Annotated in this window: 21 protein-coding genes; 14 read left to right on the top strand and 7 right to left on the bottom strand. The window is 32.1% G+C overall.

Features of this window, described 5'->3' with window-relative positions; translation table 11 throughout:
* The first annotated feature begins 13 nt into the window (after positions 1–13).
* Positions 14–1,237, top strand: a complete 1,224-nt coding sequence (locus KQA_RS0209220) for a T9SS type A sorting domain-containing protein (RefSeq protein WP_198283114.1) — start codon at positions 14–16, stop codon at positions 1,235–1,237.
* Positions 1,238–1,296: 59 nt separating this feature from the next.
* Here the strand turns inward: KQA_RS0209220 and KQA_RS0209215 are convergent, their stop codons facing one another.
* The 3 genes from KQA_RS0209215 to KQA_RS0209205 form a co-directional block, all read right to left on the bottom strand.
* Positions 1,297–2,616, bottom strand: a complete 1,320-nt coding sequence (locus KQA_RS0209215) for a D-arabinono-1,4-lactone oxidase (RefSeq protein ID WP_010180363.1) — start codon at positions 2,614–2,616, stop codon at positions 1,297–1,299.
* 235 nt (positions 2,617–2,851) lie between these two features.
* On the bottom strand, positions 2,852–3,352 hold the full coding sequence (locus KQA_RS0209210; RefSeq protein WP_010180361.1) for a hypothetical protein: 501 nt from the start codon (positions 3,350–3,352) through the stop codon (positions 2,852–2,854).
* Between the two features lie 160 nt (positions 3,353–3,512).
* Positions 3,513–4,415, bottom strand: coding sequence for a site-specific tyrosine recombinase (locus KQA_RS0209205; RefSeq protein ID WP_010180359.1), 903 nt, complete (start codon positions 4,413–4,415; stop codon positions 3,513–3,515).
* 91 nt (positions 4,416–4,506) lie between these two features.
* Here KQA_RS0209205 and KQA_RS0209200 point away from each other — a divergent pair, with 91 nt between their 5' ends.
* Both KQA_RS0209200 and aroQ read left to right on the top strand, forming a co-directional pair.
* Positions 4,507–5,052: an outer membrane beta-barrel protein gene (locus tag KQA_RS0209200; protein ID WP_010180357.1), complete on the top strand. Its 546-nt coding sequence runs from the start codon at positions 4,507–4,509 to the stop codon at positions 5,050–5,052.
* A 104-nt stretch (positions 5,053–5,156) separates the two neighbouring features.
* Positions 5,157–5,570: a type II 3-dehydroquinate dehydratase gene (gene aroQ, locus KQA_RS0209195; protein ID WP_010180355.1), complete on the top strand. Its 414-nt coding sequence runs from the start codon at positions 5,157–5,159 to the stop codon at positions 5,568–5,570.
* Between the two features lie 20 nt (positions 5,571–5,590).
* Here the strand turns inward: aroQ and KQA_RS0209190 are convergent, their stop codons facing one another.
* A complete protein-coding gene (locus tag KQA_RS0209190; protein WP_010180353.1) occupies positions 5,591–6,343 on the bottom strand; it encodes a C40 family peptidase in 753 nt (250 codons plus the stop codon).
* A 7-nt stretch (positions 6,344–6,350) separates the two neighbouring features.
* Complete coding sequence (locus KQA_RS0209185; RefSeq protein ID WP_010180350.1) at positions 6,351–7,547, bottom strand: acetyl-CoA C-acyltransferase; 1,197 nt, start codon at positions 7,545–7,547, stop codon at positions 6,351–6,353.
* Positions 7,548–7,745: 198 nt separating this feature from the next.
* Between KQA_RS0209185 and KQA_RS0209180 the strand changes: the two genes are divergently transcribed.
* From KQA_RS0209180 to mnmA, 9 genes are all read left to right on the top strand, one after another.
* A complete protein-coding gene (locus tag KQA_RS0209180) occupies positions 7,746–9,818 on the top strand; it encodes an HD family phosphohydrolase (protein WP_010180348.1) in 2,073 nt (690 codons plus the stop codon).
* A 764-nt stretch (positions 9,819–10,582) separates the two neighbouring features.
* Positions 10,583–10,993, top strand: a complete 411-nt coding sequence (ruvX, locus tag KQA_RS0209175; protein ID WP_010180346.1) for a Holliday junction resolvase RuvX — start codon at positions 10,583–10,585, stop codon at positions 10,991–10,993.
* A gap of 229 nt (positions 10,994–11,222) precedes the next feature.
* A complete protein-coding gene (gene def / locus KQA_RS0209170; RefSeq protein ID WP_010180344.1) occupies positions 11,223–11,813 on the top strand; it encodes a peptide deformylase in 591 nt (196 codons plus the stop codon).
* A 33-nt stretch (positions 11,814–11,846) separates the two neighbouring features.
* Positions 11,847–12,278 (top strand): DUF5606 family protein, encoded by a 432-nt coding sequence (locus KQA_RS0209165; RefSeq protein WP_010180342.1) that lies wholly within the window; start codon positions 11,847–11,849, stop codon positions 12,276–12,278.
* A gap of 463 nt (positions 12,279–12,741) precedes the next feature.
* A complete protein-coding gene (locus tag KQA_RS0209160) occupies positions 12,742–14,355 on the top strand; it encodes a CTP synthase (protein WP_010180339.1) in 1,614 nt (537 codons plus the stop codon).
* 74 nt (positions 14,356–14,429) lie between these two features.
* Entirely contained in the window at positions 14,430–16,295 is a 1,866-nt protein-coding gene (gene yidC / locus KQA_RS0209155; protein WP_010180337.1) for a membrane protein insertase YidC, read from the top strand.
* 101 nt (positions 16,296–16,396) lie between these two features.
* Positions 16,397–17,068 (top strand): toxin-antitoxin system YwqK family antitoxin, encoded by a 672-nt coding sequence (locus KQA_RS0209150; RefSeq protein ID WP_010180335.1) that lies wholly within the window; start codon positions 16,397–16,399, stop codon positions 17,066–17,068.
* 75 nt (positions 17,069–17,143) lie between these two features.
* Positions 17,144–17,788 carry a peroxiredoxin-like family protein gene (locus KQA_RS0209145; RefSeq protein ID WP_010180333.1) on the top strand — a complete coding sequence of 215 codons (645 nt, stop codon included), beginning with the start codon at positions 17,144–17,146 and terminating at the stop codon, positions 17,786–17,788.
* 150 nt (positions 17,789–17,938) lie between these two features.
* A complete protein-coding gene (gene mnmA, locus KQA_RS0209140; RefSeq protein ID WP_010180331.1) occupies positions 17,939–19,099 on the top strand; it encodes a tRNA 2-thiouridine(34) synthase MnmA in 1,161 nt (386 codons plus the stop codon).
* 34 nt (positions 19,100–19,133) lie between these two features.
* On the opposite strand, the gene tsaE is transcribed toward mnmA, so the two are convergent.
* Positions 19,134–19,541, bottom strand: coding sequence for a tRNA (adenosine(37)-N6)-threonylcarbamoyltransferase complex ATPase subunit type 1 TsaE (gene tsaE, locus KQA_RS0209135; RefSeq protein WP_010180329.1), 408 nt, complete (start codon positions 19,539–19,541; stop codon positions 19,134–19,136).
* Positions 19,542–19,615: 74 nt separating this feature from the next.
* Positions 19,616–21,166 (bottom strand): T9SS response regulator signal transducer PorX, encoded by a 1,551-nt coding sequence (gene porX, locus KQA_RS0209130; RefSeq protein ID WP_010180326.1) that lies wholly within the window; start codon positions 21,164–21,166, stop codon positions 19,616–19,618.
* Positions 21,167–21,279: 113 nt separating this feature from the next.
* Here porX and KQA_RS0209125 point away from each other — a divergent pair, with 113 nt between their 5' ends.
* Positions 21,280–22,509: an HD domain-containing protein gene (locus KQA_RS0209125; RefSeq protein ID WP_010180325.1), complete on the top strand. Its 1,230-nt coding sequence runs from the start codon at positions 21,280–21,282 to the stop codon at positions 22,507–22,509.
* Positions 22,485–23,552, top strand: a complete 1,068-nt coding sequence (lpxD, locus tag KQA_RS0209120) for a UDP-3-O-(3-hydroxymyristoyl)glucosamine N-acyltransferase (RefSeq protein WP_010180323.1) — start codon at positions 22,485–22,487, stop codon at positions 23,550–23,552. Before KQA_RS0209125 ends, lpxD begins: the two co-directional genes overlap by 25 nt.
* The last annotated feature ends 1 nt before the right edge of the window (position 23,553 follow it).

The following is a 23,553-nucleotide window of genomic DNA, read 5'->3' as shown; positions in this document are numbered from 1 at the left end:
AGAGTAGATGATTTTGGCATCCTTAAATATACGAAATATTTATATTAAAAGCGTATTATTATTAGAAGTTTCAGCTAAAGGAAAGCCTAGTTCTGCTTCAAATGTTCCCGTAAACAATATTATAGTTAAAGGGATACACCATATCCGAAATATTGAGACCAATCAAAATATAATTGCACCAACATGGGCTGATCACAATGCACAAATGCATAATGTGTTAGAAGCAAACGACCAAGTTTGGGAATTTGAGCATTTAGGTAATAAAATACATCAAATTAAAAATATAGGTACTGGTCGTTATTTAGAAGTTTCAGCAGGTAAATGTGCTAATAACGCGAATATAAATACATGGACAAAATCAAATGTGAATCATCATAAATGGTTTGTAACAAAACAAGGAGACAATGTTTATTTGCGACCAGTACATTGTGATAGTCACGCTTTAGATAAAAGTAATGGAACAAACGGCAATGTAAAGTTATGGAAATACAATAAAGATAATTCTAATCAAAAATTTAAGTTGGTTCCAATAAAATTAAATACCACTAAAAATGTAGAAATTAATGGAGTTTATACCATTCAGAATAAAGCAAACAAACAGAATATAATTTCGCCAAAATGGGATAACTATAATGTAAGGATGTATAGAAAATTAACAGCGACTGATCAACAATGGAAATTTGAACATATAGGTAAGGGAGTTCATAAAATAAAAAATATAGGCACTGGTCGTTATTTGAAAGTTCCTTTTGCTAAATGTGAGCGTAATAGTAATGTTGGTACTTGGACATCAGCTAATGCTAATCATCAAAAATGGATTATTATTAAGGAGGGAGATAGTCATTATTTACGTCCAGTACATTGTGAAACATTTGCAATTGATAAAAGTAGTGGAAACGATGCTAATGTTAAATTATGGAAATTCAATGTAAACAATAAAAACCAACAATTCGATTTAATTCCAGTAAAAGGAGCAAAAGGATTAGAGGATGAATTTTTTATTGATATATATCCTAACCCTACAACTAATGTGTTATACATAACAAACTTAAATGCAAGTAAGCAAGTTGATACTATTGTAATTTATTCTCTTACGGGAGAAGTAGTAAAAACAATTACTAAACAATTTGATACTGTAGAGGCAATAGATATGTCGAATTTAGCAAAAGGTTTATACATGGTTAGCTGTAAAGCTAATGATAGTACAGTAGGAGTTTTTAAAGTGTTGAAAAATTAAACACACAATAGCAATAAACAAAAAAAGCAGCTACAGTGCTGCTTTTTTGTTTTATTAGATTAATCAAACAAACGTTTTAAAAAATCATTGGTAAACATTTCTTTGGGATCAAGTTGCTGTTTTAGTTTGTTAAACTCTTTCCATTTAGGGTAAAGAGCAGCCAATTGTTCTTTACTGTAAAAAGTGACCTTGGCCCAATGTGGTCTTCCTTGATGAGCTGCAAAAATATCATGAACATCTTTAAAGTAAGTGCCAAAATCAATAACCTTACCATAGGGTTTATAGGCAATAATACCTATATAACAAGTAGGTGTTCCATGCGCCATACTCAAAGCGGCATCGTCTTTAGGAGCAAATCGAATTTCAATAGGCATATGAACCCGATGATTTTTTTCTTCCAGTAACGTATTTATTTTTAATAAAACAGCTTTTGTTTCTTCGATAGGAATACCATATTCCATTACTTTTTGCTTCACTAAAATAGGTAAGGTAAAACCATCTAAAAAATTAACCACTTTATCTTTAGTTTCGGGCTCCAATAATAGTTTATACATTATTTTATTAAGCCTTGGGATATTTTTGAAATTAAATGAAGTGAGCCATAAGCCTACTTCATGAAGTATATTGCCTTTAAAAATATCATTAAACCACGTGAAATTAGATTTTGTATCCACATTATGTTGTGTTTTGGAAGCTTTCCAATACTGTACTTTATCTGTATGCGGTGCCCACCAAAATCGCATATATTCATCGGTATAAGCAAGGTCTAGCTTTTCGATCATTTCTTTAAAATTAAGTGTGGTGGTGTTAATTTTTAAATGATAGTCAGCTACTAATTGTATGGTGACAGATGATATAATACCTAAAGCTCCCAGGCTTACTACAGCTAAATTAAATTCGGATAGATTAAGGCGTTTATCAAAAATTTTTAAATGACCATTAGCGGTGATCAGTGTAAAGGCAACAATGGATTGATCTATGGCATCATGTTTTAATCCAGATCCATGTGTGCCGGTACTAATGGCACCAGAAATTGACTGTTCAACTATAGTACCTAAATTGTCTAAGGCAAGTTTGTTTCTAAGAGCAAAATTAGCTATTTTTTCTAGGGATGTTCCAGACTGTACTGTTAATAATTTATTTGTAGCATCAAAATGGATTACTTTATTGTAATTTTTAAGGTCAATTAAATAACCACTTTTGGTAGCAGCAATTAAAGAACAGGAGTGTCCAGAGCCTACAACTTTAATTTTTTGATTGGTGTCTTTTGCTGTTTTAGTTAATTGAACAAGTTCTTGCTCGGTAGCCGGGTAAACAATTTGATCTGGGTGAGATATAAATGAGTGTGACCAATTAATCCATTTCAAACCTTTATTCATGTTTTTTTAAGCAAATTAACTGTCTTTTTGTGAATAATTAACATACTTAACGTTTATTTTGTATTAGATTAAGTTATTTTAGAGTAGCAATTTGATTTCCAGTGAATTTAAATTTGTTACCTATTTAATGATGTCAATGGAATGTTGCCACGATTGTGGAACTTTTATACTTAATCCAATACAAAATAATTTACACCATTTATATGAATTCCTTGTCGTAACCCATATAAAATAATTATTCAGAATATGAAACCAGCATAGCGGGTGTCTGCGTGTTGAATAAGTATTTAGAATAGTTTGAATACAATCTTTCTAAGTATTGTTTGGCTTTAGCTTCACTTTTTACTCTACTTACATTCATGTAGAATTTAATACCAGTATCGTAGCTGTTATCTTCCATAAATTGTAAAGCAATAAGTTCAATTTCTGAAATGTATTTGTATTCAAGTTCAGGATGTTCACTTATAAAATCATCATAAACAGTATTACTATCATTTCTTAAATGTATCGAAGCTTCGTTTACATTTGTCATGTCTAATTCGTACTTAGTACCTTCATACTCAAACCTTAATTCATCAATAACGATTTCGGCTTTATATTGGTCATTGGCAATTCCAATAAATTTTCCGCCACTTTTGGTGTTGGCTTCCCATACAGTAATGTCAGCAAAATTTTGTGCTGTTATGTTTCCTAAAAAAAGTAAGAAAGTAAGTACTAGAGTGTAGTTTTTTTTCATAGTTGTTGGTTAAATACGCAACAAATGTATGAGATAAGTGAAGTTTTTAGACGCTAATTTTTATATTTTAGATGTTATGGTTGTTTTTTTCGTTAAAGTACACTTAAGTAGTGAATTTTTTATCTTTTTTCAATAAGCGAAAACGTTTAAGTTGTGTGAATTACATGTTTTTCCTTGGATGAAATTGGGATAAAGTGTCAGAAAGATGTTTTCTGTCTAGGTGCATATAGATCTCGGTAGTTGTAATGCTTTCATGTCCAAGCATTTGTTGTATTGCTCTAAGGTTGGCGCCATTTTCAAGCAGGTGAGTGGCAAAGGAATGTCTAAATGTATGTGGACTTATAATTTTTTGAATGTCAGCTATTTTAACAAGATTTTTAACAATAGTAAAGATCATTGCTCTGGTTAAACTGCTCCCTCGTCGATTTAAGAAGGTGGTGTTGGTGTAGTCTTTTTTTATTGTAATTTTTGTCCTACTGTTTTGTAGGTAGTTTTTAAGTGTTTTTTGTGTATGCGCTGCAATAGGTATTAAGCGCTGTTTGTTTCCTTTTCCCGTTACGGTTATAAAACCTTCTTCAAAATACAGGTCAGAAATTTTTAAATTAGTAAGTTCACTAACTCGAAGCCCACAGCCATAAAGCATTTCAATGATTGCATGGTTGCGTTCTCCTTCAGCTTTGTTTAAATCAATTTTGCTAATAATCAAATCAATTTCTTCTAAACTTAATGTATCGGGTAATTTTCGTCCAATTTTTGGAGTTTCAATTAAATCCATGGGATTATCCTCTCGATAATTTTCAAAAACGAGATAATCAAAAAAACCACGTAAACCTGAAATTATTCGAGCTTGAGAACGTTCATGTAAAATTTTAGCTATTTCGTAAATAAATTGCTGTATTTCTGCTTTTGAAATTGTAATTGGAGTACTATTAATTTCATTAGTTTCAATATAATTGATGAGTTTAGAAATGTCTAAAGAATAATTTGTAATACTGTTAGCAGAAAGTCCACGTTCAATAGCTAAGTATTTAGTGTAATCGATTAAGCTATTTTTCCAGTTCATAATAAGTATTATATCAAATTTTACCTATAAAAAATAGTATGTTGTAAAATATGATTATTTTAGATGAAATTAATTTAACACCTACAAGATTATGAAAAAAATAGTTTTAACACTAATACTAAGTGCATGTGGTTTTGTGCTTGCTACTGCCCAGGGTAAGCCGTCATTTGGACTTAAAGCAGGATTGAATTTTGTTCAATTTGATGCTAGAGATGATGTGGAGGTAGATAATAATTCAGGTTTTCATGCAGGTATTGTATTACATGTGCCTTTGATCAAAAAGTCTGGATTGCAATTTGAAGCTTTGTATTCAGTTGAATCTTCAGATGATATCGATTTGAATTTTATAAATGTGCCAATATTATATACTCATAAATTATTGCCCGGTTTGCGATTACAAGTAGGGCCTCAATTTAAAATTAGTACAAAATCTGAATTTAAAGATGAAGTGGTGGCCGCGACTTTTGAGGAAGATTTTAAGTCATTTAATTTTGATTTATCAGCTGGCTTAGAATATAAGTTGCCTGCAATAGGTGTTTTTGCACAAGCAAGGTATAATTATGGGTTAACAGAATTTGAAGAGAATTTTGAATTAAAATCAAATACATTTCAATTATCTGTAGGATATCGTTTCTAGAGTTTATTAATGAGATGTAAAAACCGAAAGTTTTACTCGTAAAGCTTTCGGTTTTTTTGTGCATAATTTTAGTATTTTTGATTCCTATAGAAATGTAATAGCATATGAAACTTTTAGTGTTAAATGGTCCGAATTTAAATTTATTAGGAACACGCGAGCCTGGTATTTACGGAAGTCAAACTTTTGAAGATTATTTTAAAAATTTGACCAAAAAGTTTTCAGGGGTAGCGCTGTCATATAAACAATCTAATCACGAAGGTGAATTGGTAACTATCATTCAACAAGCTGATGGTATGTATGATGGAATTGTGTTAAATGCTGCGGCTTATACACATACTTCTGTAGCTATAGGAGATGCTATAAAGGCTGTTGGAGTTCCTGTTGTTGAGGTGCATATATCAAATACATTTGCACGCGAGGCTTTTAGGCATCATTCTTTCATTTCGCCAAATGCCAAAGGAGTAATATTAGGTTTTGGATTACAGAGTTATGATCTAGCTATTCAGAGTTTCCTTTAAGAATAAAAAAATAGTGAGGGTTAATCAATAATGCGTTTAATGACACGTAATTTGTGTGTATGTGTTCGTTTTTCGGCATTAAATATCCCTGTATGATCTATGCGGTCAATACGTACTTTTCCATGAGCATGAATAATGTAGTTATCTTTCATCATAATACCAACATGGGTGATTTTTCCTTCGGCATTATCAAAAAAAGCCAAATCTCCAGGTTCACTTTCTTCAATGAAACTTAAGGGGTCACCTTGAGTAGCTTGTTGTGAGGCATCTCGTTTTAGTTTATAGCCATTGATTTTATAGACCATTTGAGTAAATCCACTACAATCAATACCAAAGGATGTTTTACCTCCCCATTGATATGGTGAATTTAAATAAATCAAGGCGGTTTCAATAAGTTGGTTTTTGGGTTGTTTACTATTAGTACTTTCTCCATCAAAACCATGACCTAGTATCGCTAATGAATTTAAGCTGACTCCAAAAGGAACAGGCATCAATTGCTCGTTTGGAAGTAAGATGAAATCCACTAAATTGGTAGATAATATAGGATTTTCCTTGATCAAGGCTTTATAGATTTCCTCTTCACAAAATGTGTATTGCTTGTTGTCAATCCAACCTTCGTACTTGTCATAAGCTAAACGTATGCGACTCCAATTTTTACGGACTTCGAGTACTTTAAAAAGTTCTCCATATAAAACTTGCGAGGTCTGTTCAGCTGTGTCTGAAGGGTTTTCTCGCAGCGAAATCATGCTTAGGTGGGCTATTCCGTACTGCATAAATTAATTAAGCGTTATGATTTGGGTTTTCTATGATCATTGCAGAGGCACCACCTCCACCATTACAAATAGCGGCGGCACCATATTGTGCCTTATTTTCATTTAAAATATGAACCAATGTAGTTAAAATTCGAGCACCAGAACAGCCTAATGGGTGACCAAGAGCAACAGCGCCTCCATTAACATTTAATTTTTCACTCGGAATGGATAATATTTTTTGATTGGCTAAGCCAACTACAGCAAAAGCTTCATTTAATTCAAAATAATCAATATCATCCATGAGTAATCCAGATTTAATGAGTGCTTTAGGTAATGCCTTGGATGGAGCGGTAGTAAACCATTCAGGTTCCTGTGCGGCATCAGCATAACTTTTTATTATAACTAGTGGTGTTAAGCCAAGTTCTTTAGCTTTTTCGGTACTCATTAATACCATAGCCGATGCGCCATCATTTAAGGTGGATGCATTAGCTGCAGTTACAGTACCGTTTGATGAAAAGGCGGGACGCAATGTTGGAATTTTTTCAAAATTTACATTTTGATATTCTTCATCTGTCTCTATTATTTTAGGAGCACCTTTACGTTGAGGTACACTAACAGGAATCACTTCTTCATTAAATTTTCCAGTATCCCAAGCAGTTTTAGCTCTGGTGTATGATTCTATAGCAAAAGCATCTTGATCTTCGCGCGTAAATGCATTTGTGTCTGCGCATAAATCGGCACAAACCCCCATGGCCTGTTGGTTGTATACATCTGTAAGTCCATCTTTCATTAATCCGTCAACAAAATCAGTATTTCCAAATTTATAACCATTACGTAAATGGGCGTAATGTGGTGCTTGACTCATGTTTTCCATTCCTCCAGCTATAACAATATCAGCATCGCCTAAAGCTATTGCTTGAGCACCAAGCATTACAGCTTTTAATCCACTGGCGCATACTTTATTTACCGTGGTGCATGGTACACTATCCGGTAGTCCGGCACCCATAGCTGCTTGTCTGGCAGGTGCTTGTCCACAATTAGCTTGTAATACATGTCCCATGAAAACTTCATTTACGCTATTGAACGAAATGTTTGCTTTTTCAATTGCTGCTTTAATAGCAATAGATCCAAGCTCAGTGGCAGGTACTTTTGAAAGGTTACCTAAAAAACTTCCAATAGGAGTTCTTACAGCTGATACTATTGCTATGGATTTTGACTTACTCATATACGCGAATTTATGAATTTTTACTACGTAATTTGGTAGTTGATAAAACGAATTATAAAATTTTAAGTAATATACACAAGCTATGATGTTTTAGAGTGGCATATTGGTCTTAAATTTTTAAATTTTTATTGAAATGAGATAACAGTCTATGAGTTCGTTGAGTATAATTAGTACCTTTGAATTGAATTATAGTGTTTCATGAATCAAATCAAAGAATCGTTTTACAAAAATCAATCAACGTTATATAAATTGTTGATTTTTATATTGACCACAATTGCTATTGTGTATTTATTTCCTAAAAAAGGGAAGTTTAAATACAATTTTTCTAAAGGAAAACCTTGGCAATATGAAAACTTATATGCCCCTTTTGATTTTGGGGTGTTAAAATCTAAGGAAGATTTGGCTGCCGAAAAAGAGCAGATTATAGCGAATAGTATTCCTTATTTTAATTTTGATAAAGCTGTTTTTGGTCAAATAAAAAAAGAACTTCCTCAAAAATTTTCAAGTGTTTTTGTTGATGTGTTAAATGAGAAACAGGAAGCAGAAGTTTATGATTTTGTAAAGAAAACCTTAAGTGCTGTTTATAAGCGTGGAATTTATGATCAAGTACTCGCTTACACTTCCAAAAAACTTATTTATGTTAAAAAAGGGAATAACGTTTCTGAATCAACATTTGGAGCAGTTTTTTCAACCGAACAAGTAACTCAGTTCATCAATGAGAAAATTAAACTGGCTTATCCTGATTATGAGGATAAGTTAACATTTTTATTTTTTGAAATTTTAAAGCCTAATGTATCTTTAAATAAAGAATTAACAGAAAAAACGGTATCACAAGAGCTTTCAAATGTATTGGATAGTAGAGGTAGTGTAGAAAAAGATCGGAGAATTATAGCACGAGGTGAAATTGTAGATGCGGAAACATTTCAAATATTAAAGTCTTTACAGGAGCAATATGAATCTCAAATTTGGAGTGATAATAATCAAAATTGGATTGTTTTTGGCTATGTTCTATTAGTTTCTTTAGCCTTATTAATGCTGTTTTTGTTTATAAAAAAGTATCGCTATAATGTATATGAAAATAATACAAAAGTCACTTTTGTAATTTTTAATATGTTGTTAATGGTTTTGATTACCACTTTGGTAATTAAATACAACCCTAAATTTGTCTATGTAGTGCCTATTTGTATTTTGCCACTAGTTATAAAAGCATTTTTCGATGCTCGTTTGGGGTTGTTTACGCATGTGATTACGGTATTGATATTAGGTTTTTTAGTGCCTAATAATTACGAATATATGTTTTTGCAAACCATTGCAGGAATCGTGACTATACTCACCGTATCTGAATTGTATAAAAGGGCGAATTTATTTGTGTCAGTTGGACAAATAACCTTGGTGTATGTAATTGCCTATATAGCATTTCATATTATTCAGGAAGGGAGTTTATTTAGCAAAGATGCAGATACTTTTGCTGAAAAAATAGCAGAGCTTCAACCTATTTTATTGTTTGTGCTTTGTGGTTTCGCAACTTTAATAGTGCATCCATTAATTTATGGTTTTGAAAAGATTTTTGGCTTAGTTTCGGATGTGTCTTTGTTGGAATTAAGTGATACAAATTCTAAATTACTAAAGGAATTATCAGAAGTTGCCCCCGGAACATTCCATCATTCACTTAATGTAGCAAATCTTGCTGAAGCTGCGGCGAACGAAATAGGAGCGAATGCAATGCTAGTTAGGGTAGGAGCACTTTATCATGATGTTGGAAAAATGAATGCTCCTACTTATTATACCGAAAATCAGTCTAGTGGTATGAATCCACATGATCATTTGTTGCCAGCCGAGAGTGCTAAAATTATCACGGATCATGTATTAAAAGGAATTGAAATTGCTAAAAAGAATAAGTTGCCTGATCGAGTTATTGATTTTATACGCACACATCATGGGACGAGTACAGTGTATTATTTTTATGTAAAAGCGAAAGAAGATAATCCTGATGTGGATATTTCGCTTTTTCAATATCCTGGACCTATACCTTTTTCAAAGGAAACGGCTATTTTAATGATGAGTGATAGCGTGGAAGCAGCTTCGAAAAGTATAAAAAATCCAACAAGTACTTTAATCGATGCCTTTGTTGAAAAAATTATCAATAAACAAATGGATGAAGGACAATTTTTAAATGCAGATATTACTTTTAAAGAAATTCAGCAAATTAAAAAAGTAATGAAACGTAAGTTGAATAATATGTATCATTTACGAATTGAATATCCTGAGTAGTTTTTTTTTAGTTGTCAGTTGTCAGTTGTCAGTTGTCAGTTGTTGGTTGTCAGTTGTTGGTTGTTGGTTGTTGGTTGGTTGATTTTTTTTGAAGAATTCAAAAAAAATCTAAAATCTAAAATCTAAAATCTAAAATCTAAAATCTAAAATCTAAAATCTAAAATCTAAAATCTAAAATCTAAAATCTAAAATCTAAAATCTAAAATCTAAAATCTAAAATCTAAAATCTAAAATCTAAAATCTAAAATCTAAAATCTAAAATCTAAAATCTAAAATCTAAAATCTAAAATCTAAAATCTAAAATCTAAAATCTAAAATCTAAAATCTAAAATCTAAAATCTAAAATCTAAAATCTAAAATCTAAAATCTAAAATCTAAAATCTAAAATCTAAAATCTAAAATCTAAAATCTAAAATCTAAAATCTAAAATCTAAAATCTAAAATCTAAAATCTAAAATCTAAAATCTAAAATCTAAAATCTAAAATCTAAAATCTAAAATCTAAAATCTAAAATCTAAAATCTAAAATCTAAAATCTAAAATCTAAAATCTAAAATCTAAAATCTAAAATCTAAAATCTAAAATCTAAAATCTAAAATCTAAAATCTAAAATCTAAAATCTAAAATCTAAAATCTAAAATCTAAAATCTAAAATCTAAAATCTAAAATCTAAAATCTAAAATCTAAAATCTAAAATCTAAAATCTAAAATCTAAAATCTAAAATCTAAAATCTAAAATCTAAAATCTAAAATCTAAAATAAAATATGCCCCAATTAATAGCTATAGATTACGGAAGTAAGCGAACAGGAATTGCTGTTACAGATGATTTGCAACTTATTGCTAGTGGGTTAACCACGGTGTCAACAACGGAACTAATTCCTTTTTTAAAGGAGTATGCTCAATTAAATAAAATAGAAGCTTTTGTGGTAGGAGAGCCTAAGCGATTACACGGTGAAGCTTCGGATATAGAAGTAGAAATTAAAACTTTTTTAGAGCAATTGGCTAAAGAGTTTATAGGAGTTCAAATACATCGAATTGATGAACGTTTCACTTCTAAAATGGCTTTTGATACTATGTTGAAATCAGGGATTTCAAAAAAGAAAAGACGCGATAAATCATTAGTTGATAAAATCAGTGCGACATTAATTCTTCAAGATTTTTTAAATTACAGATAATATTCTCCTATTTGCTTAGATTTTGATATGCTGCAAGTTTTCTATAACATAATTTGAATTTGTTGTAATTATAAGCTTTTAGCAAAGTCCTAAATCATAATTTGCCTTTAAAAATGAAGAAGGAAAGTATTTAGTTTAGTACTTTTGCAATTCGAAATTAGCGATATGCAATTTTTAGATTGCTTATTAGTTATTACATATTATAGATTACCAAAATAGAGACCAAATAATGATTTTGCCTGTTGTTGCCTACGGAGATCCCGTGTTAAAAAAAGTTGCGAAACAAATTCCTGAAGATTATCCAAATTTTTCAGTGTTTTTGGAAAATATGTGGGAAACCATGTATAATGCTCATGGAGTAGGTTTAGCTGCGCCACAAGTTGGACGTTCAATTAGACTATTTGTTATTGATGCATCTCCATTTGCTGCAGATGAGGATTTGAGTGTTGAAGAACAAGAGCAATTAAAGTCTTTTAAAAAGGCTTTTATAAACCCTACTATATTAGAGGAAACAGGAAAAGAATGGGCTTTTAATGAAGGCTGTTTGAGTATACCTGATGTTAGGGAGGATGTGGTAAGAAAGGAAACGGTAAAAATTCAATATTTTGACGAGGATTTTAATGAAAAAGTAGAGACATATTCTGGTTTGGCTGCACGAGTAATCCAACATGAGTATGATCATATTGAAGGGGTTTTATTTACGGATAAACTGTCGAGTTTAAAAAAACGCTTGTTAAAAGGGAAGTTGGCAAATATTTCAAAAGGGAAAGTATTTAGTGAGTACCGTATGCGCTACCCATTAGCAAAAAAAGGAAGATAAAATTTATATATTAGCATTCATTAAAATAAAAAAATGAGTTTAGAAAAAATTATAGCCATATCAGGAAAACCAGGTTTGTTTGAATTAATGTCTCAAACTAGAGGTGGATTTTTGGTTACATCGTTAATTGATGGTAAGCGCCAGTCAATTAGTATGCGGAATAATGTAAGTGTCCTTAATGAAATAGCTGTGTACACTTATGATAAGGAGGTGCCATTAAAAGAGGTATTTATCGCTATTCGTGAAAAACAAAATGGGGAAGCTTCAATAAGTCATAAATCTTCAAAAAAAGAATTAGAATCTTATTTTTTAGAGGTTTTACCAGATTATGATGAAGAAAGAGTGTATGCAAGTGATATAAAAAAAATAATACAATGGTATAATTTGTTGCATAAAGCAGATTTAGTTAAAGATTTAAATTTAGAAGCTGTTGATGCTGAAAAAGTATCAGACGAAGAAGAATAACATATCAATATAAAATTTTACAAGAAGCTCTAATTAATTAGGGCTTTTTTTATTGGTCTCAAAAATAGTTAAAACTATGCATTTTAGTGCATTTCGCTTTTAGCTTCTAAAAATAGGACAAAATGCTATTGGCAGTTAGCTTTTAGCTCTTGGCTTTTTATATATTTATCAAATTTCTATTGCTAATTGCTAATAGCTAAGAGCAAAAATGGATGTTTAAAAAGATGGTGACTTTCAGTCATAACCGAAACTATGGTACTTTCAGTCCATAATGGTTCATTCAATGTTTTAGAGATGTATCAAATTTTAACACATAAAATTTAGATAAAATTATAAGATTTTAGTAAAGCTTTTAAAGTATTTAATATTCAAATGGAATTCCTACTTTTTGCACAGAAAAGTTAACCTATTTTGTATTCTTCTTTGTATTTTTGCGCTTTATTTAAATTTAAAGAAAAGCTGCATGAGCCAAACTAAATATATTTTCGTCACAGGAGGAGTTTCTTCGTCACTAGGAAAAGGAATTATAGCAGCTTCGTTGGCAAAATTATTACAAGTTCGTGGTCATAAAGTAACCATTCAAAAGCTTGATCCCTATATAAATGTTGATCCAGGTACGCTAAATCCATATGAGCATGGGGAGTGTTATGTAACCGATGATGGGGCTGAGACAGATTTGGACTTAGGGCACTATGAACGCTTTTTAAATGTGCCTACATCTCAGGCAAATAATGTTACTACTGGTCGTATATACCAAAGTGTAATTCAAAAAGAACGTCGTGGAGAGTTTTTAGGAAAGACAGTGCAGGTGGTGCCTCACATTACCAATGAAATTAAAGAACGTATTCAAATTTTAGGAAATTGCGGTGAATATGACATTGTAATTACCGAAATAGGTGGTACTGTAGGAGATATAGAATCTTTACCATACATTGAAGCAGTACGTCAAATGAAATGGGAATTAGGTGATGATCATTCTATGGTGATTCATTTAACATTGATACCATACTTATCTGCCGCAGGAGAATTAAAAACAAAGCCAACGCAACATAGTGTGAAAACATTAATGGAGAGTGGTTTAAAAGCCGATGTACTAGTGTGTAGAACGGAGCATGAGTTATCAGATGACTTGCGTCGAAAATTAGCATTGTTTTGTAATGTTAAACAAGAAGCCGTAATTCAGTCCATCGATGCTTCGACGATATACGATGTGCCTAATTTAATGCTTGAAGAAAAATTAGATGCAGTGGTGTTAAGGCAATTTAACCTTCCGGTAGAAGAAAATGTAGATTTAACAGCCTGGAATGGTTTCTTAAAGAAACATAAAAATCCAAAAAATACAATTACCATTGGTTTAATTGGTAAATATGTTGAATTACAAGATTCTTATAAATCAATTTTAGAAGCTTTCATTCATGCTGGCGCAGCAAATGAAGTAAAGGTAAAGGTTGAAAGTATACATTCTGAGTATTTAGATAGTAGTAATGTAGCTGATAAAGTGAAGCACTTAGATGGTGTTTTAGTTGCACCAGGTTTTGGTGAGCGTGGTATCGAAGGTAAAATTAAGGCAGTTCAATATGCACGAGAAAATAAAATTCCTTTTTTAGGAATTTGTTTAGGGATGCAAATGGCAGTTATTGAATACTCCCGTAATGTATTAGGACTTAAAGATGCGATTTCAATAGAGCAAGATGAAAGTGCAGTAAATCCTGTAATTAACCTTATGGAAGAACAAAAAGATGTCACCGATAAAGGAGGGACAATGCGTTTAGGTGCTTGGAAATGTGCATTGGAAAAGGGAAGTAATGTATATGATGCCTATCAAGAAGATGAAATATTAGAACGTCACCGTCACCGTTACGAATATAATAATGAGTATAAAAAACAATTAGAAGCTGCAGGATTGTTAACCACAGGTACTAATCCCAAAACAGGTTTAGTAGAAATAGTTGAGGTTAAAGACCACCCGTGGTTTGTAGGAGTACAATATCATCCGGAATATAAAAGTACGGTATTAAAACCGCATCCACTTTTTGTTGCTTTTGTAAAAGCAGCGCTCAATTATAGTAAAAACTAATAACTAGTCACTATTTAAAAACATCTCGATATATATCCTGATGTTTTTAGTATTTTATGACTTTATAAATAAATATGGAAGAAAAACAATTTGACCCTAAATCCTTAATTGGTTATGTGCTAATTTTTGCCATTGCTGCGTATTATATATATACGAACAGACCTACTCCAGAGGAGCTTGAAGCAGAAAAACAAAAACAAGAACAAGTAGCAAGTGCTAAAGCAGTACAAGTGAATGAAGCTGCTGCAGAAGTGAGTTTACCAGCTGCTGTAGATTCTTTAGGAAAAGTAGCTGCTTATCAAAAACTTGGTGCTTTTGGATACTCGCAAACCTTAGCTTCAGCTAATGGAGGAGAAACCTTATTAGAAAATGAAGTACTTTCTTTAAAAATCAATAATAAAGGAGGTTATATTAGTGAGGCGAAATTGAAAAATTTTAAGACTTACGATGCCAACCCTGTTTACTTAATTAAGGATGGTAAAAATGCGAATCTATCTATTGATTTTAGTACAGCGGATAATCGAGTTTTAAGTACTAAGGATTTATTTTTTGAGCCTAAACTTACTAAAGTTGCTGGTGGTAACCAGCAATTGAGTATGCGCTTAAAGGTAGCCAATGATAAATTTTTAGAATATGTATATGTGTTAAAACCGAATGATTACATGCTTGATTTTTCGATACGTTCTCAAGGTTTGGAAAGTGTTTTTGACTCAAGTAAATCGATTGACTTAAATTGGGAATTAGAGGCATTCCGACATGCAAAAAGTAATACTTATGAGAACCGTTATACCGAGGTTGTTTTTGAATATGAAGATGGAAGAGATGATTATACGGGTCAAGGGGATTTTAAAGAAGAAGAAGCGGAAGATGTTACTTATGTAGCCTTCAAGCAACATTTCTTTTCTTCGGTATTATTAACCGATAAAGCTTTCAAAACGGGAAAATTTACTTCAACTAATTTAATTAAGGATGAAGCTATTGATACCTTAAAGTTGAAAAAGTTTACAGCTCAAATGCCTTTAGCCTTAAATGCAGGGAATTTAAATTACCAGATGAATTGGTATTACGGGCCTACAGATTATAAAATTTTAAAAAGCTATGATCGAAATCTTGATGAAATTGTAGCCCTAGGATGGGGTATTTTTGGATGGATCAACAAAATTATATTTATTCCACTGTTTAGTTTGTTGGGAGGGTTTTTACCTTACGGATTGGCAATTATTTTCATGACAGTTTTAGTAAAAATAGGTTTATCTCCAGTAACATATAAATCCTATGTTTCTCAAGCACGTATGAAGGTGTTGAAGCCAGAAATTACTGAGCTTAATGAAAAGTATGCGGATAACCCAATGAAAAAGCAGCAAGAAACCATGAAGCTTTATGGTAAAGCAGGGGTAAGTCCTATGAGTGGATGTATACCAGCCTTGTTACAAATGCCTATTTTGTATGCCTTGTTTAGCTTTTTTCCAAGTGCTATAGCATTACGTCAAAAAGGATTTTTATGGGCAGATGACTTATCAAGCTATGATAAAATATTTGATTTACCATTTACCATTCCTTTTTATGGGGATCACGTAAGTTTATTTCCAATATTGGCGTCTATTGCAATATTCTTTTACATGCAAATGACTACGGGGCAAAATATGCCAACACAACAGCAGCCAGGTATGCCTAACATGAAATTTATCATGTACTTATCGCCGTTATTTATGTTGTTTTTCTTTAATAACTACCCTTCGGGATTATCGTTATATTATTTTATTTCTAATTTAATTACTATTGGAATTATGTTAGTGATTAAAAACTATATTATTGACGAAGATAAAATTCATGCTCAAATACAGGAAAACAAAAAGAAACCAAAAAAGCAGAGTAAATTTAAAAAGCGTTTACAAGAAGCTATGGAGCAAGCTGAAAAGCAACAAAAGAGCAAGAAGTAATTTTAAGTTTATAGAATAATTAATAAGCCCTGTGGTTAAATTCATTGGGCTTATTTTTTTGGAATAAAATTTGATTAAATTTGAGTATTAAATTTTTATTAATGAATGATTTTAAAGTGATAATATTTGGCTTTTTTTTGTTGTTAACTAATGTCTTTAATGCCCAAATTAATCAATATCATAGTGATGGGACACGTCATGGTTTGTGGGAAAAAAAATATGAAGGAACCGAGCAATTAAGGTATACTGGGAATTTTGATCATGGTGTTGAAATAGGTGATTTTAAGTTTTATTCTAAGGGGTTTCCTAAGCAACCATCAGCAATAAAAAGCTTTTCGGATAATGGACGCAAAGCCTTAGTGAAATACTACGCGCAGAATGGGAAATTGATAAGTAAAGGGATGCTTGTTAATAAAAAAAGAGAAGGCAAATGGGAGTATTATCATAATACAAATGCTAAGTTGATGATGGTCGAAAATTATGTGGCGGATTTATTAGAGGGCGAACGCTTGAGTTATTATGATAATGGACGCGTATCGGAAAAAGTAACTTTTATAGATGGTAAAAAAGAAGGTAAAGAGGTGGTGTATACACTTAAAGGAGTACTTTATAAAGTATTTACATACAAAAATGGCCTTTTAGAAGGAGAAAATAAATACTACAACGGAAAAGGAGAGTTGGTTATTGAGGGGGTGTATAAAGACAATAAAAAAACAGGTGTTTGGAGCTATTACGAAAATGGGAAGTTAGTTAGGGAAAAACGCTATAAATAATTCGTTGAAATTAGTAGTAATACAACTAGCGGAGTAACGACATAAAGAATAATAATTCACTTAAAATCATTAATTATGTCATTAACCGCGAAATTACAAGAAACAAAAAAGGCTTTTTCTAAAAATGTACCAGCCGATGTACAAGCAATTATGAGTAATGCTTTAAATACTCTTACAGCAGAAGGCTTACCAAAGACAGCTACTAAAAAAGGAGACCTTTTAACCGATGCTACTTTGGTAGCTATAGATGGTAAAGAAGTAAATGTGCACTCTTTTTTAAAAGATGGACCATTGGTGGTTTCTTTTTATAGAGGAGGTTGGTGTCCTTATTGCAATGTTGAGTTAAAAGAATTGCAGGATGCTTTACCTCAAATAAAAGAACTAGGAGCTAATTTGGTAGCGATAACACCAGAAACTCCGGATAATTCATTAACTACATCTGAAAAAAACAATATTTCTTTTTCAGTGTTAAGTGATATTGATAATAAGTACGCGAAGCAATTAGGTTTGGTGTTTCAAATGCCCGAAGATTTACGCGAAGTATATCATCAATTTAATATTGATGTTCCTAAACATAATCAAAATAAAGATTATGAATTGCCATTACCAGCAACTTACGTAGTGAATATAAAAGGAGAAATTGTGCTGTCATTTTTGCCAGAGGATTACACAGAAAGATTAGATCCTGTGGCGATTATTGATGCGTTGAAATCATTATAAGCTTAAATAATAAGGGAAAGGACTAAAGTTCATTTCCCTTTTTTTTATTATCCTAGTTTCTTTAAAAAAGAAACTAGATACATGTGAAATATTTATTCGTTAATTGTATTGTATCAAATTGTTGTATTTTTGCACTCAATTTTTTAGATCATGAAAAGAGTAGTAGTAGGACTTTCGGGAGGTGTAGATTCCAGTGTTGCAGCATATTTGCTTAAAGAGCAAGGTTATGAGGTAATAGGGCTTTTTATGAAAAATTGGCATGATGATTCGGTTACTATTTCCGATGAATGTCCTTGGTTAGACGATAGTAATGATGCGTTATTAGTCGCTGAAAAATTAGGAATTCCATTTCAAACTGTTGATTTGAGTGAGCAATACAAGGAGCGTATTGTTGATTATATGTTTGCAGAATATGAAAAAGGAAGAACACCAAACCCCGATGTGCTTTGTAATCGAGAAATTAAGTTTGATGTATTTATGAAAATTGCATTGGAGTTAGGAGCAGATTATGTAGCTACTGGACACTACTGTAGAAAAGATACTATTGAAATTGATGAGGAACTAACTCATCGCTTATTGGCGGGTAAAGATTCAAACAAGGATCAATCTTATTTTTTGTGTCAGCTTTCGCAAGAACAATTGGCTAAAACATTGTTCCCTGTGGGAGAATTAATAAAACCTGAAGTTCGCAAGATAGCTGCAGAGCAAGATTTAATTACTGCCGAAAAGAAGGATTCACAAGGTTTGTGCTTTATTGGTAAAGTACGTTTACCTGAATTTCTTCAGCAACAGCTAAAACCTAAAAATGGTGCTATTATTGAAATAGCAGCAGATCATGCTATTTATGATCATGCAGATGCTCCTTCTCAATTACATAATTATAACTATGTTCCCAATGATGGGAAAAAGGTAGGCGTACACATAGGGGCTCATTATTTTACTAAAGGGCAACGTAAAGGTTTGTCTGTAGGTGGAACACCATTGCCTTTGTTTGTTATTGAAACGGATGTAGCAACAAACACTATTTATGTGGGACAAGGAAAAGAGCATCCAGGTTTATATCGTAGTCAATTGTTGGTGAAGTCAAATGAATTGCATTGGGTGCGTACAGATTTAGCTTTGAAACAAGGTGAATTAATGCCTGTTAAAGCGCGAATTCGTTACCGCCAAAATTTAGAAAATGCTATTATTAATCTTACAGAAGAAGGCTTGGTAGTGCGTTTTGAAAATCCACAATCGGCCATACAGGAAGGACAGTTTGTTGCTTGGTATTTGGAAGATGAGCTTATTGGATCGGGAGTAATTTCGTAAACTTAATTAGCTCAATTTTATAATTGAGCAGCTATTACAAGTCAAAAGAAAGTTTTCTTAAACCATTTTCTTCAATGCTAATGTTAATTGTATGAGCATCTTCGGGAATTAAATTTGGAATGTTTTCACTCCATTCAATAAAAAGGTAATCACCTGTATATTCATATTCTTCAAAACCGATAGCATAGGCTTCATCTTCATCTTGAATGCGATAAAAGTCAAAATGATAAATTAAGTTGCCATCACCTTCATACTCATTAACCAAAGCAAATGTAGGACTCGATACGGTGTCTTGAACACCTAAAAATTCGCAAACGGCTTTTATAAGTGTGGTTTTGCCAGCACCCATTTCACCATTAAATAAGAGTGTTTTGTGTTTGGCTTTTGCTATGATTAATTTAGCAATTTCATCCAAGCCGGTAATATCGTAAGTAACTTCCATTTATGCAGCTATAAGATTTTAGACATGAGATTTTAGAAGTCTATTACCTCACATCTAAAATCTCATGTCTATTTTTATTTAGGTTGCAAAGTTACAAAAGGAATAATCATTTCTTCTAAAGAAACGCCACCATGTTGATAAGTGTTTCGGTAGTAGCTTACGTAATGATTGTAGTTATTGGGGTAAGCAAAAAAGTAATCATCACGAGCAAAAATAAAAGAGCTACTCATATTTATAGCAGGTAAGTGGATGGATTTAGGATCTTTAAATGCCACTACCTCTTTATTTTCATAGGTTAAACTTTTACCTGTTTTATAACGTAAATTTAAACTAGTGTTTTTGTCTCCAATAACTTTTGATGGTTTATTAACGTTAATAGTACCGTGATCGGTAGTAATAATTAATTTAAAACCTAAAGTTTGTGCTTTTTGAATAATGTCATAAAGTGGCGAATTTTTAAACCAACTAAGCGTTAAGGAACGGTAAGCTTTGTCGTTAGAGGCCAATTCTTTAATTACTTCCATTTCAGTTTTTGAATGAGAAAGCATGTCAACAAAATTATAGACCACAACAGTTAAGTCATTGTTTTTGCATCCCTTAAAATTATCGGCAAGTGTTCTTCCCGATTTTTCGTTGGTTATCTTGTAATATTCATGTTTTATATCTAAGCGTAAGCGATTGATTTGAGCGGTTAAAAAATCATTTTCATGCATGTTTTTTCCACCCTCGTCAGTATCATTTAGCCACCATTCGGGGTGTTTTTTTTCCATTTCCAAAGGCATTAATCCCGAAAATATAGCATTACGAGCATATTGAGTCGCCGTTGGTAAAATACTGTAGTAGGGAGATTCCTCTATAGTTTTGTAATGTTTAGCAATTATAGGCTCAAAAACTTTCCATTGATCGTAGCGTAAATTATCAACTACAACTAAAAGAGTAGGTTGTTCTTTACTCAGCTCGGGTACAACACGATCCTGAAATAATCTATGGGATAACATTGGAGCGTCTGGTGCGCCATCAAACCAATCTTGATAGTTTTTGTTAATGAACTTACAAAACTGCGAATTAGCTTCTATTTTTTGAGTTTCTAAAATTTCAAACATCCCAGAATCTTCAATGCCTTCTAATTCTAACTCCCAATACAACAAGCGTTGGTACATTTCAATCCATTCATCATAGGTGTTAACCATAGCCATATCCATAGCTATTTTTCTGAATTCTTGTTGATAATTTGATGTAGTTTTTTCAGAAACTAAACGTGAATGATCCAGATTCTTTTTTAAACTTAATAAAATCTGGTTTGGATTTACGGGTTTAATTAAATAGTCCGCTATTTTACTACCAATAGCTTCTTCCATTATATATTCCTCTTCACTTTTGGTAATCATTACCACAGGTAAATTGGCTTGCTTTTCTTTAATTTCGGCAAGGGTATCTATGCCAGATATTCCGGGCATATTTTCATCTAAAAAAACAATATCAAAATTTTCTTTGTCTATTATTTCTAAAGCTTCAGTACCACTCAGGCATTTGGAAACTTTATAATTTTTCTTTTCTAAAAAAAGTATATGTGGTTTCAATAAGTCGATCTCGTCATCAACCCATAGAATATGTATCGAGCTCATAAATATGATTGTATAAGTTAAGTTTATAAAATGACTGAAATTCCAATGGGAAGTTACAGAAATACTAATATCGGATAATGTATATTTGTTTCAGCTTTTAAAATAGTATTTTTTTGAAAAAAAGAAACAAACTCAAAATATTAAACGATCCAATTTACGGGTTTATTACATTGCCTAATGCTTTGGTTTTCGATTTAATTGAACATAAGTATTTTCAGCGCTTACGTAGAATTACGCAAATGGGAATGTCGTATATGGTATACCCGGGGGCGCATCATACACGATTTCACCATGCGATAGGCTCTATGCATTTAATGCAGCAAGCAGTTCGAGTGCTTCGTTTTAAGGGAGTTGAAATTTCTACTGAAGAAGAAAGTGCAGTTTTAATAGCCATTTTATTGCATGATATTGGTCATGGCCCCTTTTCACATGCCATGGAGCATAGTATTGTTAATGAAGTAAGTCATGAAGATATTTCTTTATTATTCATGCAGGCTATTAATAAAGAGTTTGGCGGAAAGCTGGATTTGGCTATTGAGGTATTTAAAGGGGAATATAAGCGAGAATTTTTACACCAATTAATTTCAAGTCAATTGGATATGGATCGCTTGGATTATTTAAAGCGAGATAGTTTTTACACAGGAGTAGCAGAAGGTAATGTTAATAGTGAGCGTTTAATTACGATGCTTAATGTAGTGGATGATTTTTTAGTAGTTGAAGAAAAGGGAATTTACTCTGTAGAGAAATTTTTGCTTTCGCGAAGATTAATGTATTGGCAGGTATATTTACATAAAACAAGTTTAGTAGCCGAAAATTTGTTGATCAATACGCTTAAAAGAGCGAAGTACTTAGTGGAAAATGGTCATCAACTTCCAGCCGGGACGGTGTTGAATTTCTTTTTGACCAATAAAATTTATGCGTCAAGTTTTACTGGAGAAGTATTAAATGAATTTTCAAAATTGGATGATTATGATATTATTTCAGCAATAAAAGAATGGATAAGTTATGATGATAAAGTGCTAAGCGAGTTGTCTCGTATGCTAATTAATCGCGATTTATTGAAAATAAAATTAGCTTCAACTCCTTTTTCAGAGGAAATAATAAATAATTATAACAAGGATTTACAGGAAAAATACAAGATAACCGAAGAGGAAGCTTCCTATTTTGTTTTTGGTGGATCGGTATCAAACCAGGCGTATAATACCCAGAAACAGAATATAAAATTGGTTTTTAAAAATCAAAAAATTGAAGATATAGCAGCAGCGAGTGATCAATATAATATAGAAGCTTTGTCTAAAAAAGTGACAAAATATTTTATATGCCGTCCAAAAGTTTTGGATTAGTAAAATTTCATATTTTTGTTTCAATGAAATTTACAGCCAACCAAATTGCAGAAATACTTGAAGGAACTGTTGAAGGAAATAGTGAAGCTCAAGTTAGTAAGTTAGCAAAAATAGAAGAAGGAACTTCTGGGTCTTTAACTTTTTTGGCCAACCCAAAATATAAACAATACATATATAGCACTAAAGCAACAATTACTATTGTTGATAAAGACTTTATTGTTGAAGAAGCTATTGAAACTACATTAATACGTGTTGATGATGCGCGTAATGCTTTTTCTAAATTGTTAGCGTATTACAACATGATTAAATTAAATAAAACAGGGATTGAACAACCGAGTTTTATTTCAGAATCTGTGACATACGGTGATAATATATATGTAGGGGCATTTGCCTACATAGCTAATGAAGTAAAAATCGGGAACAATGTTAAAATTTTTCCGAATGTATACATCGGTGATAATGTAACTATTGGTGATGATGTTGTATTATTTGCAGGAGCAAAAATATATTCGGATTGTGTTATTGGTGATCGTTGCGTGGTGCATAGTGGCGCTATCATAGGTGCCGATGGATTTGGTTTTGTGCCTAATGAAAAAGGAGAATACGAAAAGGTACCGCAAATTGGAAATGTAATTATTGAAGAAGATGTAGATGTAGGCGCTGGAACATCAATAGACAGAGCTACCTTGGGGTCAACGATTATTCGAAAAGGAGTAAAATTAGATAATCAAATACAAATAGCTCATAATGTGGAAGTAGGTGAGCATACTGCTATAGCTGCGCAAGCAGGTATTGCTGGTTCAACCAAAATAGGGAAACACTGTTTAATTGGAGGCCAAGTAGGCTTTGCAGGGCATTTAGTAATAGGGAATAACGTAAAAATACAGGCTCAATCTGGTATAGGCCGTAATATTAAAGATGGTGAAGTGATTCAAGGTTCGCCTGCATTTGGATATACAGATTGGAATAAATCATATGTACATTTTAGGAATCTTCCTAAAATAGTAGAACGAATTAATGTATTAGAAAAAAATAATAAATAGA

The organism is Aquimarina agarilytica ZC1 (genome assembly GCF_000255455.1).
GTDB lineage: Bacteria > Bacteroidota > Bacteroidia > Flavobacteriales > Flavobacteriaceae > Aquimarina > Aquimarina agarilytica.
This window is presented reverse-complemented; position numbering and strand designations above follow the sequence as displayed.